The sequence below is a fragment of the Alteromonas halophila genome, assembly GCF_014651815.1.
Taxonomy (GTDB): Bacteria; Pseudomonadota; Gammaproteobacteria; order Enterobacterales; family Alteromonadaceae; genus Alteromonas; species Alteromonas halophila.
Window position 1 is genome coordinate 176,234 of the sequence record NZ_BMXP01000005.1, and the last position, 15,209, is coordinate 191,442.

Annotated in this window: 9 protein-coding genes; all 9 read left to right on the plus strand. The window is 50.0% G+C overall.

What is annotated here, in order from left to right:
- The 9 genes from prc to IE054_RS11670 all read left to right on the plus strand — a co-directional run bounded on the left by prc (position 1) and on the right by IE054_RS11670 (position 14,958).
- Entirely contained in the window at positions 1–2,040 is a 2,040-nt protein-coding gene (prc, locus tag IE054_RS11630) for a carboxy terminal-processing peptidase (protein WP_189406616.1), read from the plus strand.
- A gap of 81 nt (positions 2,041–2,121) precedes the next feature.
- Entirely contained in the window at positions 2,122–3,456 is a 1,335-nt protein-coding gene (locus tag IE054_RS11635) for a sodium-dependent transporter (RefSeq protein WP_189406617.1), read from the plus strand.
- A 26-nt stretch (positions 3,457–3,482) separates the two neighbouring features.
- Complete coding sequence (gene nhaC / locus IE054_RS11640) at positions 3,483–4,955, plus strand: Na+/H+ antiporter NhaC (protein ID WP_189406618.1); 1,473 nt, start codon at positions 3,483–3,485, stop codon at positions 4,953–4,955.
- Between the two features lie 15 nt (positions 4,956–4,970).
- A complete protein-coding gene (pepN, locus tag IE054_RS11645) occupies positions 4,971–7,571 on the plus strand; it encodes an aminopeptidase N (protein WP_189406619.1) in 2,601 nt (866 codons plus the stop codon).
- Positions 7,549–7,791, plus strand: a complete 243-nt coding sequence (locus IE054_RS11650; protein WP_189406620.1) for a DUF2835 family protein — start codon at positions 7,549–7,551, stop codon at positions 7,789–7,791. Before pepN ends, IE054_RS11650 begins: the two co-directional genes overlap by 23 nt.
- Positions 7,792–7,980: 189 nt before the next feature.
- Entirely contained in the window at positions 7,981–10,044 is a 2,064-nt protein-coding gene (locus IE054_RS11655) for a DUF1302 domain-containing protein (protein WP_189406621.1), read from the plus strand.
- 15 nt (positions 10,045–10,059) lie between these two features.
- Entirely contained in the window at positions 10,060–11,427 is a 1,368-nt protein-coding gene (locus tag IE054_RS11660) for a DUF1329 domain-containing protein (RefSeq protein WP_189406622.1), read from the plus strand.
- 169 nt (positions 11,428–11,596) lie between these two features.
- The gene (locus IE054_RS11665) at positions 11,597–12,637 is read left to right on the plus strand and encodes a WD40/YVTN/BNR-like repeat-containing protein (RefSeq protein WP_189406623.1); all 1,041 of its coding nucleotides are present in this window, start codon (positions 11,597–11,599) and stop codon (positions 12,635–12,637) included.
- An 11-nt stretch (positions 12,638–12,648) separates the two neighbouring features.
- On the plus strand, positions 12,649–14,958 hold the full coding sequence (locus IE054_RS11670; protein ID WP_189406624.1) for an efflux RND transporter permease subunit: 2,310 nt from the start codon (positions 12,649–12,651) through the stop codon (positions 14,956–14,958).
- Positions 14,959–15,209 lie beyond the last annotated feature (251 nt).

Below are 15,209 nucleotides of genomic sequence, written 5' to 3' on the forward strand. Positions count from 1 at the left end.
ATGAAAGATATCCTTCGAGTTTCCATAGCAAGTGCGTTTTTAACCGTTGGGGTCGGCGCTGGCGCTGTGACTACAACGCCGGATGTTGAGGATCTTCCGATTCTGCAACAGGAAACACAGCACAGTGTTGCTGCTAAACGCGTGAGTGCACTGTTTACCCGTGCACACTACAAGGAAATTGCGTTGGATGATGTATTGTCGGCAAAAGTCTACGAGCGTTATCTCGACGCGCTGGACCACGGCAAACAAATTTTTCTGTTGTCAGATGTCGTGGCGTTCGAACAGTATCGCGATAAATTCGATGACGCACTTGAACGGGGCAATCTGAGTATTGCTTATCAGATGTACAACAAAAGTGCAGAGCGACGCATAGAGCGCTATGACTATGCGTTATCGCTGCTTGACGAACCGTTCGACTTTGAGAAAGAAGGCGACAAATTTTATTACGACCGTGAAGATGCTGAATGGGCAGAGTCGAAAGCTGAGCTCGATGAACTCTGGCGTCAGCGCGTAAAATATGACGCGCTGAACCTTATCCTGGCAGATAAAACCTGGGATGAGGCGAAAGAACTGCTTGAGAAGCGCTACAATCGTGCTATCAAGCGTTTAAAGCAGGCGCAGAGTGAAGACGTTTTCCAGACGGTGATGAATTCGTTTGCCCGCAGCATTGAGGCACATACCAGTTACCTTTCGCCACGTAATGCCGATCGTTTCCAGATGGAAATGAACCTGGAGTTTGAGGGGATTGGCGCTGTGTTACAAAGCGAAGAGGACTACACGGTCATCAAGAGTATTGTACCTGGCGGTCCTGCCGATAAATCCGGCGCGCTGAAACCCGAAGACAAGATCATCGGTGTGGCTCAGGAAGATGAAGAGTTTGTCGATGTGGTCGGCTGGCGGCTTGATGAAGTTGTTGAACTTATTAAAGGACCGAAAGGCAGTACCGTTAAGCTCCAGATTCAGAAAGGAACGACCGAGAGTAAATCCATGTCGGTGGTTAAACTGGACCGCGATAAGATTAAACTGGAAGACCGTGCTGCAAAATCTGAAGTGTATACGCCAGAGAGCGGACCGCACCAGGGTGAGAAGCTGGGTATTATTAAGATCCCCAGCTTTTATAACAACCTGCATGGCGATGTGAAAAAAGAAATCGACGCGCTGAAAGCGCAGGATGTACGCGGCATTATCGTTGATTTGCGCGGCAATGGCGGCGGTTCGTTGACCGAGGCGACGTTATTATCTGGTCTTTTCATCGAGAAAGGTCCTGTTGTACAAATTCGCTATGGAGCCGGAAAAGTGAGTGTTAATCGTGACACTGACGGCGAAGTATCCTATAACGGCCCGCTGACTGTTTTAGTGGACCGTTACAGTGCCTCGGCCTCTGAGATTTTTGCAGCGGCGATGCAGGATTATAACCGGGCGCTGATCATTGGTGAGCAAACCTTTGGTAAAGGCACGGTTCAGCAACATCGAGGGCTTGGCAGGATTTACGACCTTTATGATAACCCACTGGGCAGCGTGCAATTTACTATTGCCAAGTTCTACCGTATTGACGGTGGTAGCACGCAGCATCGTGGCGTTGTGCCGGATATCCTTTACCCTTCGGCCATAGAACCGGAAGAGTGGGGCGAAAGTCAGGAAGAGAATGCCTTACCCTGGGACAGTATTAACCGCGCAAACTATACGACGTTTGGTGACAGCCAGTCGGCTGTAGATGTGCTGACAGCCAAACACAATAAGCGGATCATGCAGGATCCTGAGTTTGGTTACATTCAGGAAGACATCAAGGAATACAAGAAGGAAAAGGATAAGAAATTTGTATCGCTGGTAAAATCCCAGCGTCTTGAAGAAAAGAAAGAGGCTGAACAGGAAGAGCTTTCGCGTACCAATGAGCGGCTTGCCCGACTGGGTATGGAGAAAGTTGAAACTATGGACGATTTACCAGAGGATCTGGAAGATTTAGATCCGTTTCTGGATGAAGCAGCCAATATTACATACGATATGATCGAAACCGGGAAGTACGCGATTTCGCGAAACTAACCCCAAAAAGAACAGGGGGCTGGCTTTTCGCCAGCCCTTTTTTTATATCTATAATCAAAATAATAAGAAAAGGGACCACACATGGCAATTCGAGGTGAATTCTCCTCCCGTCTGGGCTTTGTGCTTGCCGCCGCAGGCTCAGCGGTAGGGCTTGGAAATATCTGGGGCTTTCCTACAAAAGTCGCGAGTAACGGCGGCGCAGCGTTTGTATTGGTGTACCTGCTGCTGGCGTTTGTGCTCGCATATCCCGTACTCATGGCCGAACTCATTATAGGCCGTTCAACTCGTTCAAATATGGTCGATGCGTTAGGTAAAATTTCGGGAAGCTGGGTTGGCCGGGCAACCGGTATCTGGGGTTGTATCACGGTGTCTCTTATTCTGGCCTTTTATGCCATTGTAGGCGGCTGGATGCTCGTACACTTCGCTGAATCGGCAACAAGCCTGGTTGGGTTATCCGCGGCGTCAGACTGGCTGCTTTCCCCATCCTTGCCCCGGGATATTGTATTCACGGCCGGATTTCTGGTGCTGACCTCGTTCATTGTCATCGGAGGCGTTAAAGCAGGCATAGAAAAGTGGTCGGTCCGGCTGATGCCAACGCTGGTGTTACTTATCATCGCACTGATTATCTATGTGAGCTTTCAGCCGGGCGCAGTAGAAGGCTGGAGCGCGTATCTGGTCCCAGACTTTTCGCGTATTCTGGATCCTGATTTACTTATAAGTGCTATGGGGCAGGCCTTTTTCTCCATGTCACTGGGGGTAGGGACGATGCTGGTTTATGGCTCGTATCTGAGTAAGCAGGAAAACCTGCCTGGAATTGGTGCATCCGTTGCACTTGTGGACATTGGCGTTGCTGTAATTGCAGGTATGCTGATCATCCCGTCCATGTACGTGGCATTAAACAACGGTGTAGAAATCTTTACAGCGGACGGCAGTTTAATTGAAGGAGATACCCTTATCTTCACGGTTTTGCCTGCGCTTTTTGATACTATCGGTGGGGTTGGACTCATCGTTGCATTTACCTTTTTTGCACTCATGGTAATTGCCGCCGTGACGTCATCTATTTCAATGCTTGAAGTGCCGGTAGCCTACCTGGTTGAAAGTAAAAATCTGGCAAGGAAGAAGGCCGTTATGGTGATGACCACCGTGATCTTCGCTGCCAGTTGCATTATTTTAGTTAACTTCTCCACCCTGTTTGGCTTTGTTATCTCGCTCACCACGCAGTACAGCCAGCCATTACTTGGCCTCGCTCTGTGTATTTTTGCGGGCTGGGTATGGCGGCGTGACGCTATTTTGCAAGAGCTTAAAGAAGGTGACCCTTATGCCGAAGATACCCTGTTCTGGCGTATCTGGCCCTGGTACGTGCGTTTCGTATGTCCGGTGGTCATTGCAGTGATGTTTTATCGCTCAGTAATCTAATTAAGTAGACGGAAACAATAATAACAATGCAAAACGAAACAAAAACACCGTCCTTACTGGACGCCACGATACCCATTGTCATATTGATCATTATGATGGGCGGAGCCGTGTATCTGTTTGGTGACGGCTCTTCCTATGGGCCTAATCAGATTGCGCTACTGCTGTCGATGGGGATTGCTGCCATTATCGGCCTGAAAAACGGTCACAAGTGGAAAGAAATCGAAAAGGGGATTGTTGACGGTATTTCCATGGCGCTGGGGGCATGCCTGATATTGCTGGCGGTAGGAGCGCTGATTGGCACCTGGATGCTGGCAGGAACAGTACCAACGCTAATCTATTTCGGTCTTGAACTGCTTAATCCGTCGTTCTTTTATGCCGCGGCCTGTCTTATTTGTGCCGTAGTGGCAATGAGTATCGGCAGTTCCTGGACCACAGCAGCAACGGTGGGTGTCGCGCTAATGGGCGTTGCTTCAGGTATGGATATGTCGGCCGCAATCACAGCCGGCGCGGTGGTCTCCGGCGCGTACTTTGGCGATAAAATATCCCCGCTATCAGAGACAACAAACCTTGCACCCGCCGTCGCAGGCACCGACTTATTTGAACATATTCGTTATATGCTGTGGACGACGGTTCCCAGCTTTATTCTTGCTCTGATTTTATTCACAGTGCTGGGTTTCAGCGAAGACGGCACTGCCAAAGCAGAGCGTATCGAGCAAATGCAGACCCTGCTTGGCGCGTCGTTTAATCTTGACTGGTATTTGCTGGTCCCGTTGGTGGTGTTACTGACGCTGGCCGTTAAAAAAATGCCGGCCTTTCCGGCCGTATCCATAGGCGCGCTGCTTGGTGGCGTCTGGGCGCTGCTGTTTCAAAATGATGTTGTGTTATCAATGATTACCGAGGGTGACTCAAGCACCATTGGGGCATTAAAAGTTGTCTGGACAGCGCTGTTCGATGGCGTCAGTTTCTCTACCCCTGATGCAAACTTAAATGATCTGCTGTCCCGTGGCGGTATGTCATCGATGCTGAATACCATATGGCTGATTATCTGTGCCATGTCATTTGGCGCGGTACTGGAGCGGGTTGGACTGTTAAGCCGCGCTGTGAATGCTATTTTAAAAGGCGCGCATTCCGCCGGCGCTATGGTCAGCCGCACGGTGCTTACCTGTATCGGCACAAATCTGGTAACTGCTGATCAGTACATGGCGATTGTAATGCCTGGGCGTATGTACAAAGAAGAGTTTAAAAAGCGCAACCTTGACCAGCTTAACCTGTCCCGAAGCCTGGAAGACGGCGGGACACTGACGTCACCCCTCATCCCGTGGAACACATGCGGTGCCTATATGCATGGGGTACTGATGGTCCATCCTTTTGAATATATCTTTTATGCGTTTTTCAACGTATTAAATCCCATTCTTGCCATTATTTACGCGTACCTTGGCATTAAAATTCTGAAGCTGACGCCTCCCCAGTATCAGACTGACGGAGAGCGAAACGCGTAGCCATTTGGAGGTTGTATGTCTGTAACTGTTAAACGCCGCGCGGATTATTTACCGCCGGCTTTTACTGTTTCCTCAGTATCTTTGGAGTTCTTCCTGCACCCGGAAAAGACCCGGGTCTGCAGTTCCTTAACCGTAAGCAGAAACGGTAACCACAATAAGCCACTCGAGCTTGATGGTGAGCAACTGACATTGTTGTCGGTAGCCGTTGACGGTAACGCCGTTGAACCTGACCATTGTGATCACTCATCGCTTCATCTGTCAGATCTGCCCGATGCATTTACATTGCAAATTGAGACAGAAATAAACCCGTCTGAAAACCATGCGCTGGAAGGATTATATTTATCTAACGGCGTGTACTGCACACAATGTGAGGCCGAAGGCTTCCGCCGTATTACTTATTTCCTGGACCGCCCAGACGTGCTGGCAGAATATCGGGTAACGGTGCACGGTGAAAAGCAGGCGTTCCCAACCCTGTTGTCAAATGGTAACCCGGTGGAGAAAGGCGAAAATGATGACGGTACTCACTGGGTAACCTGGCACGATCCACATCCTAAACCCAGTTACCTGTTTGCCCTGGTTGCCGGTGATTTCGACTTGCTGACCGACACCTTCACAACCATGAGTGGCAAAGACGTGGCCCTCGAATTATATGTCGATAAAGGTAAAAAAGGCCGCGGCGAATTTGCACTTGATTCGCTTAAACGGGCGATGAAGTGGGATGAACAGACATTTGGACTGGAGTACGACCTCGATATCTATATGATTGTCGCGGTCGATTTCTTCAACATGGGGGCCATGGAAAATAAAGGCCTGAATATTTTTAACAGTAAATTTGTGCTGGCCGACAATGACAGCGCCACCGATGATGACTTTTTCAATGTCGAGTCGGTCATTGCCCACGAATACTTTCACAACTGGACCGGTAACCGGGTTACCTGCCGGGACTGGTTCCAGCTAAGCCTGAAAGAAGGCTTAACGGTATTCCGTGATCAGCAGTTTTCTGCCGATATGACATCACCGCTCAGCAACCGCATTAAGCAGGTGAGGGTGATGCGTGAACATCAGTTTGCAGAAGATGCCAGCGCCATGAGCCACCCAATCCGCCCGGATGAAGTCATGGAGATGAATAACTTCTATACCGTGACAGTCTACGACAAAGGGGCGGAGGTGATTCGTATGTTGCATACTCTGCTGGGTCAGCAGACGTTCCGCCGTGGTATTGATGAGTATTTCCGTCGTCATGATGGGCAGGCGGTGACCTGTGATGATTTTGTTGCGGCAATGCAGGCTGTCACAGACCGGGACTTATCGCAGTTTTCCCGCTGGTATAGCCAGTCCGGCACCCCTGAAATTACCGTTAACCGGCAGTATGATGACGCCACCGGTGCGCATACCATAACGTTATCACAGCGCACACCGGCTACCGCTGATCAAAAAGACAAGCAACCATTACTGTTGCCTGTCGCCATTGAGCTTATTGATGACGAGGGTAACAGTCTTGCTGATGATGAGGGCCTGATTGAAAAGGGCATGCTGATCCTGGATGCTGAAGCAGTGACACTCACCGTTACGGGTGCAAAAGGCCAGCTGACACCAGTACTACTGGGCAATTTCTCCGCGCCCGCCAGAGTCCATAATGATCTGTGTGTCAGTGAGCAGCTTAAAGTTGTACGTCATGCTAAGGACAGCTTTAATCGCTGGGATGCAATGCAGAGCCTGTATGACTTCTGTATCAGTGAGATTGAGGCTGGCCGGACACTGGATGACAGTGTCTGGCGTGGACTGCGTACGGTGATTGCCAGCGAAGCCAACAATATGGAATTGTTAGGGGAGTGTCTGGTAATACCTACAGTTGAGACCTTGTGTCAAAGCCGTAACGAGGTTGACGTGCAGGCGCTGATTGCAGCACGCAAAGCCTTCTGCCAGCAATTTGCTGAGCAACTTGAAGAGGCGCTGCTGTCTGTATTTGATGCAAACCATACTGACAGTTACCGTTATGTACAAAGTGATATCAACACGCGACGTTGTCGCAATGTTATTCTGGCGCATCTGGCCAGGCTGCCGGATCACGCTGCCAAGGCCCGGCAACAGTACAATGCATCAGACAATATGACCGATACGCTGGGCGCGCTGAAAGCGGCGCAGTACACGGATCAGTCTAATTTCTTACTGATGATGGGCGACTTTGAAGAAACCTGGCACAACGACCCTCTGGTACTGGATAAGTGGTTTGCACTGCATGCCACGCAGGCGCGAAGTGATATCCTTGCGCAGTTATCAATGCTACGTGAACACCCGCAATTCAGCGCCAATAATCCCAACCGGGTACGTGCGGTCATCGGTAGTTTTGCATTCTTCAACAACGAATGTTTTCACGCCCGCGATGGTAGTGGTTATAAATATGTAACAGATTACCTGATGGTATTGGATGACAGCAATCCACAGGTCGCTGCGCGCATCGTAACGCCGCTAACGCAATGGCAACGCTACGCCGATCCGTACCGGTCATTAATGAAAGCGCAATTAAGCCGCCTTCTTACCAAGAAAAACCTGAGCAAGGACTTGTTTGAGAAAGTGAGTAAGAGTCTTGCCTATGACAACGCCAGCAGCGACTGACACTGTCTATTATTTCTCAGTCCGCGTCTCGTACATTCAGTGCGAGGCGCTTTACCAGAGCCCGCCGCCTCCAGTCGTTTTAACCGATGACCGGGGCGTGCGGGTACAGGTCCCTGCCGTCTGCATGCGCCAGTTTGTCACGAGCACCGGAATCCGGGGGCGATTTCGCCTGATCGTCGACAAAAGCCATAAAATCCGTTCCTTTGAGCGCGTCACCTAATCTACAGCGAATTCTACAATATGTGTGACATCGCGCTGATTAACTCGTTGATACCCCAAGTGTTATAGAAATTGTTAACTGGTAGGATTAGTTCTTGCGATTCTGACAAAATGATGTAATGATTTTGTTAACTCAACTTGGTTGGTATTTTTGTCGTGCGTCCTGCGCCGACTCGGGAGTATTAAAACTATGATAAACAGGCACCGTGCATTTAAGAAGTCACCTGTAGCTGCCGGCGTTATCGCGCTTCTCAGCGCCGCCAGCTTGCCAGCGCATTCAGCGAGCTGGGATTTTGGGGATGTCAGCGTTTCACTGGATTCGACGTTTACACTGGCCACCAGTATTCGTACTGAGAACCGTGATTATGACCTTATTGGTAACAGCAACCACCCGCAGTTTGACTGGTCAGGGTACAATGCAGCAACCAATGTCATTTATCCCAGTACAGATGTTTGGGCACTCTCTGACGGTAATTATTCGACCAACGGAGACTTAGGCAATCTGGCCCATGACCCGGGCGAAGCGTTTTCTACACAGATCTCCGGTACACACGAACTGGATGTAAACTTTGGTGATTACGGATTCTTTGCACGGGGGTTCTGGTTTTACGATTTTGAGCAGCAAAATGGCGATCGCCCTTATTCAAATCCGATAACCGGTCAGCAATATGATCTGTGTCAGGATCCGGAAGCTGAAGATTTATTGTGTTCCGATATCCGCCTGTATGATGCCTTCTTCTATGGTGACTGGTGGGTAGGCGACAAGCCACTGACGGTGCGTGTCGGTCAGCAGGTAATCAGCTGGGGTGAAAGCACCTTCATTCAGCACGGTATCAACACCACAAATCCGGTCGATGTAACACGTGCCCGTGCTCCGGGTGCCGAGTTGCGGGAAGTATTCATTCCGGTAGGCATGGTCTATGCCTCACTGGGTCTGACGCAAAATGTCAGTGTTTCCGGTTATTATCAGTATGAGTGGGAGCGCAGCTGGTTGCCGGTAGCAGGCAGTTATTTTGCAACCAATGACTTTGCCGGAGAAGGCGGTCAGAGCAACAATGTTCAACTGGGTTTCTCCGGTAACCCCGATATTGATTTAGATTTTCTGCTGGCGTCACTCAATGGTATTGGTGATGCGTTACGTGCCGGCGGCGATCAGAGTCAGCTGTCACAGGCCTACCTGGCTTATCCGACCAAAGTGGCGGTACGCGGTTACTCAGATGACGCACATAATGACGCCGACGATCAGGGCCAGTTCGGTCTTCGCGTAACCTGGTTTGCAGAAATGCTGAATCAGTCTGAAATCAGCTTTTATCACATTAATTACCACAGTCAGCGCCCGCTTATTTCGGGAGTGACGTCGGATTTCACGCAGGCAGGCATCGCGTCTGATCTTGGCTACATTGCCCAAAATCAAATTACCCGCGACAATATCACTGAGCTGGGCGCGTTCACTCAGGCACAGTTCTTCTACCCTGAAGACATTAAACTTTATGGTCTGAGCTTCAACACCAACATTGGCACCACTGCGTTAGCCGGTGAATTTGCGTACCGCGTTGACGAACCACTGCAAATTGATGATGTTGAACTGTTGTATATGGGTATGCCTGAGCAACTGGCGAATGCGGGGCTGCGTCCTGACCTGGCTGGTATTTCACAGTTAAATAACATTGGCCGCTCCGTCGGTCCCGGTGAGACAGCAGAGGGCTTCCTGTTCTCTGATACATGGCAGGCACAGTTCACAGTGTCTCACGTTTTTGGTCCTGCTCTGGGCTCTGACAATTTAGTATTACTCGGCGAAGCGGGTTACGTGAATATTGTCGATTTCCCGGATCCTGACATTATTCGTCTTAATGCGCCAGGTACCGCCCGAACGCCGTCTATTGAGCCAACAGCCAGCGGTAACCCGCGTTTTGGTCTGCATACGGGTTTATCTGACGGACCTGAAACTAATCCGTTTGCTACCGATGATGCCTGGGGGTATCGACTACTCGCTGTGGCTGACTTCAATAACGTTGCAGCCGGCGTCAACTTACGCGCTCGTGCAACATTCTCGCATGATGTTGAAGGTACAACACCAGATCCACTGTTCCTTTTCACAGAAGATGTTAAGTCAGCCAATATCAGCCTGACCTTTGATTATCTGAGTAAGTGGCAGGCGACGGCGTCGTACAGTACGTTCTGGGGCGGCATTGGTACGACCAACGCGCTGGCAGACCGCGACTTCATCTCCTTTAATATCAAATATGCAATCTAACTTAGTGTGGTATTTATGATTAGAAAAGTAGGAATTATTGCTGCCGCTATGTCACTGGCTCTTTACGGGGCAGGCGCTGCAGCCAAGGTTTCCGAGTCGGAAGCCAATAAACTGGGTAATGAACTAACGCCACTTGGCGCGGAAAAAGCCGCTAACGCCGATGGTAGTATCCCCGCGTGGACGGGCGGTATTACAGAAGTACCAGCCGGCTTTGAGGTTGGGGATCACCATCCGGATCCGTATCCTGATGATAAAATGCAGTTTGAAATAACCGCCGACAATTACAAAGAGTATGCAGACATGCTCTCTGAAGGGCAGAAAGCGCTGTTTGAAGCGTACCCTGATACTTTCAGAATGCCGGTTTATCCAACCCGTCGCTCTGCGTCAAACCCACAGAAAGTGTATGACGCTACCCGCACCAATGCGACCCGTGCGGAACTGCTGGATGGCGGCAATGGAATCAAGGGCGCAGCTGTCGGCATTCCATTCCCGATTCCGCAAAACGGGCTGGAAGCTATCTGGAACCATATTCTTCGTTATCGCGGCGAAGCCGTAGAGCGTAACGGTGGTCAGGCTGCGGTCACCTCCTCAGGTGACTACAACGTGATTGGTTTTGACGAGCAGCTGAAGATTAAATATGCCTCTGAAGATGCAACGCCAGAGTCGCTGCTGGAAAACAATATTCTGTTTATGTTCAAACAAAAGGTCACCGAGCCTGCACGACTGGCCGGTACCGCACTGCTTGTGCATGAAACCGTAGATCAGGTTAAGGAGCCACGCAAAGCCTGGACGTATAATACGGGGCAGCGCCGCGTGCGTCTTGCACCAAACATTGCTTATGATACCCCGGGAACTGCGGCTGACGGCCTGCGTACTACCGATGACTTCGATATGTTTAACGGTTCACCAAACCGTTACAACTGGGAGCTGAAGGGTAAAAAAGAAATGTTTGTGGCGTACAACAACTATGCGCTGCATGCAGAAAACGTAGAATATGATGAGATCCTTAAGCCGCATCACATCAACCCTGACCTGACGCGCTGGGAAAAGCACCGGGTATGGGTGGTAGAGGCCACGCTTAAAGAAGGCTTCCGTCATATTTATCAGAAACGGGTGTTCTTCATAGATGAGGACAGCTGGCAGATTCAGGTTGCGGATATGTACGATAACCGCGGCGAGCTGTATCGCGTTGGCGTAGCTTACGGCGTCAATTATTATGAAGTGCCTACGCAGTGGTCGACACTGGATGTGTACCATGATCTGAATTCCCGCCGTTATCTGGCGATTGGTCTGGACAACCAGCAGCCAATGTACGACTTCACCATAGAGCCGCGTGACGTTGAATTTACGCCACAGGCACTGCGGCGTGAAGGCATGCGCTAACGGATAGAAAAAACGGTTGGCAATGCCAACCGTTTTTGTATGCTAGGGGTGATAAGTAAATCGTAGGTTAACATTGCCGGTCCGGCCTTCATGATATTCACGTCAGGACACGCAAAATAACGATCTATCCTATCTTTCCTATTCCTTAACTCATTTTATAAGGTCAGTTATGAAAAAAGTTATTGCAGCATCTCTGGCTGCATCCTTAAGTTTCACAGCTGTAGCTGACAACGCGTTTAAGGCGCCATTGGTCAAAAAATCGTTACTGCTTGATGTCGCCGCTACTGACTATGCCGTTATTGTGGGGGAGCGTGGTCACATTCTGCTGTCTTCCGACGGCAACACCTTTGAACAGGCTACAGTCCCGACCCAATCGACACTGACCGCGACAACCATTGTCGGCGATGAAGTATGGGCAGTGGGGCATGATGCGGTAATTCTGTATTCTTCCGACCGCGGCAAATCGTGGGTGATTCAGAATTTTGAACCCGACCTGCAACGTCCTTTTTTAGATGTGCATTTTTTCGACAGCGAGCATGGCATCGCCGTTGGTGCCTACGGGCTGTTTTACCGCACTAAAGACGGCGGTCAGAACTGGTCGGCGGAGCGTCACGCCAGTTTACTGGCGCCCATAGATCTTGAATACCTGGAAAGTGTACGCGAGGAAAGTGAGGAGTTTTATCAGCAGGAGCTTAACTCTATTTTGCCGCACATCAATCGGGTTACCTTTGACGATGGGACGCTCTACCTGGCCGGTGAAGCCGGTTTACTTGCACACAGCGACGACAAAGGGCAGAGCTGGCAACGCTATGACGTAGATTACACGGGCTCTTTTTTCGATATCAAACCACTCGATGAGGAAGCGGTACTCGCCGTTGGCTTGCGCGGCAATATGTTTGTTATGCGTAACAATGATAACTGGGAATTTGTTAATACCTGCTCAACCAGCACCTTAAATTCTATTCTGGTTGCGTCTGATTCCCGTGTGGTTTCACTCGGTAACAACGGCATGCTTGTCTCAGCGACGCGCCCGCTGCCAGTCAGTGAAGTCGATCCTTATGCCAATCCACTGGATTGTACGCCGGCTGAAGGGGTGTCAAAGCGCCAGGTGGAAGATAAAGCCGCACTGGTAAATGCTGCGCAATTTAATGGCCAGACCATTGCGGTATCGGCCAGTGGCATAAAAACACTAAATTTAGAAAAAGAGTGACCATCTGACCTATGACCGAAGTAATTGAACGTTTGATTTTTTCCCAGCGCAAACTGGTCGTATTCCTGTTTGTACTGGCGACCGTGTTTCTCGGCTATCAGGCATCCAATATGCGTCTGGATGCAGGTTTCGAGAAAAACATCCCCCTCAATCATGAGTACATGCAGACGTATATGCAGTACCGCGAAGATTTTGGTGGGGCCAATAGTATTCTGGTGTCGGTTTGTGACAAAGATGGCAATATTTTCAACCAGAACTTTTTCGATACGCTGAAAAATGTCCATGACCAGTTGTTTTTCATTAACGGTGTCGACCGCTCGCTGGTTGTCTCACTCTTTTCACCTTCAACGCGTTTTACGGAAATTGTAGAAGGGGGCTTTGCTGGCGGCCCGGTCATTCCGGCCGACTTTAACTCCGCAAACCCCGACGCACTGGACCTGGTTGCGGCGAATATCGAAAAAGCCAACATCGTTGGCAGACAGGTATCCAATGATTACAGCTGTGCAATGGTGACGGCCCAGTTGCTGGAAATCGATCCTGAAACCGGAGAACCACTGGATACACTGGCACTGGCTGGCGAGCTGGAAAAACAGCTTCGTGATAAGTACGAAAGCGATCAAATCTCCATTCATATTATTGGGTTCGCCAAAATGATTGGCGATGTGGCCGACGGCGCGAAAGACGTGCTGTTTTTCTTCGCGATTGCTATCGCGATTACCGCCATCATGGTCTACTTCTTCTCACGTAGTATTATGCTCACCGTACTGCCACTGTTGTGCTCCCTGATTGCCGTGATTTGGCAATTGGGCTTGCTGACGACCCTTGGTTTTGGCATGGACCCGATGTCCATACTGGTACCCTTTTTGGTGTTTGCTATTGGCGTCAGTCATGGCGTGCAGATGATTAACGCGGTTGAGAAGCAGGCTGTGTCTGGCATGGGCGCGAAAAAGGCGTCGATGGTAGCGTTCAGACGGTTACTGGTGCCAGGCGGTATTGCCCTGTTATCCGATACAGTCGGCTTTATGACCTTGCTGGTCATTGACATTGGCATTATCCGTGAACTGGCTATTACCGCGAGTATGGGTGTGGCGGTGATTATCCTAACCAACCTGTTCCTGCTGCCGGTATTGATGAGCTTTTTGAAGCTTGATCGCGACTATGTGAAAAAGTTTGAAGGAAAGGAAAGCCATACGAGTAAATTCTGGAGCCTCATTGCAGCCTGTTCCAACAAAGGGCCGGCGACGGTTATTCTGATTGTAACCGGTGTGCTGTTTGTGTTTGGCTTTATCCAGTCTCAGCAAATGAAGATTGGCGATTTGCATGCGGGTGCGCCTGCACTGCATGAGTCTTCTCGTTACAATCAGGATACCTTCCTTATTACTGACAAGTACGAGGTCACCGTCGACTACATCTCGGTGCTGGTAGAAACCACACCTGAAGCCTGTACTTCTCATAGCGTGATGAAAGCCATTGATGATTTTCAGTGGAAGATGCGTAACGTACAGGGCGTACAGTCTGCAGTTTCTCTGGCATCCGTCGCCAAGACGGTAAACGCCGGATATAACGAAGGTAATGTGAAATGGCAGGTGTTGCCGCGCAATCAGCAAACACTGGTACAGGCCATTGCCCGGGTACCTACCTCATCGGGCTTGCTGAACGGGAACTGTTCGGTGATGCCGGTGATCCTGTTTATGCAGGACCATAAAGCCGAAACCATTTCCCGGGTTGTGGATGCTGTTAAAGACTACCGCACTGAGTATGAGACGGACGACTTGAAGTTTAGTCTCGCGTCAGGCCCAGTCGGTGTAATGGCAGCCACCAACGAAGCCGTTAAAGCAGCGCAGACACCAATGATGGCGTATGTCTTTGGTGCCGTCATTGCGCTATGTCTTATCAGCTTCCGCTCACTACGTGCAACACTGGTTGTGGTGGTGCCTCTGTATGTCGTATCCGTGCTTGCCCAGGCCTTAATGACACTGCTGGAAATCGGATTAACGGTCTCCACATTGCCAGTGATTGCACTTGGTGTTGGTATCGGGGTTGATTACGGTATTTATATACTGTCGACCAAGAGCCTGATGCTGAAGAAGGGCGCAACCGTACAGGAAGCCTATATGGCGGCGCTGAAAGAGCGGGGCAGTGCGGTGCTGTTTACTGGCATCACGCTCGCCATCGGGGTGAGTACCTGGGTCTTCTCATCACTGAAATTCCAGATGGACATGGGTATTCTGCTGACGTTTATGTTCCTGGTTAACATGCTGGGTGCCATTATCGTCCTGCCTGCGCTGTCACGTTTTCTGTGGTGGCGCCGTAGCGAGTAAGGCAAGCACACGCTGCGGTGGCCAAGGCTGCCGCCGCTGTGCATTCCGTATTCACTCAATGCAAAACGGAAAAAATATTTTGCATAGCTACGCATCGAAAAGGGCCTTTTGGCCCTTTTTTATCGCCCATTCCTGCATACTTATCTAAGCTGTTAATATTCGGTTAAAAAGGGGCTTTTAAAGCGTTCAGGTTTTAGCGAGAATATGATGCATTCCGGATGACTGATGCGCGTGATCTCAGTGCCCTACAA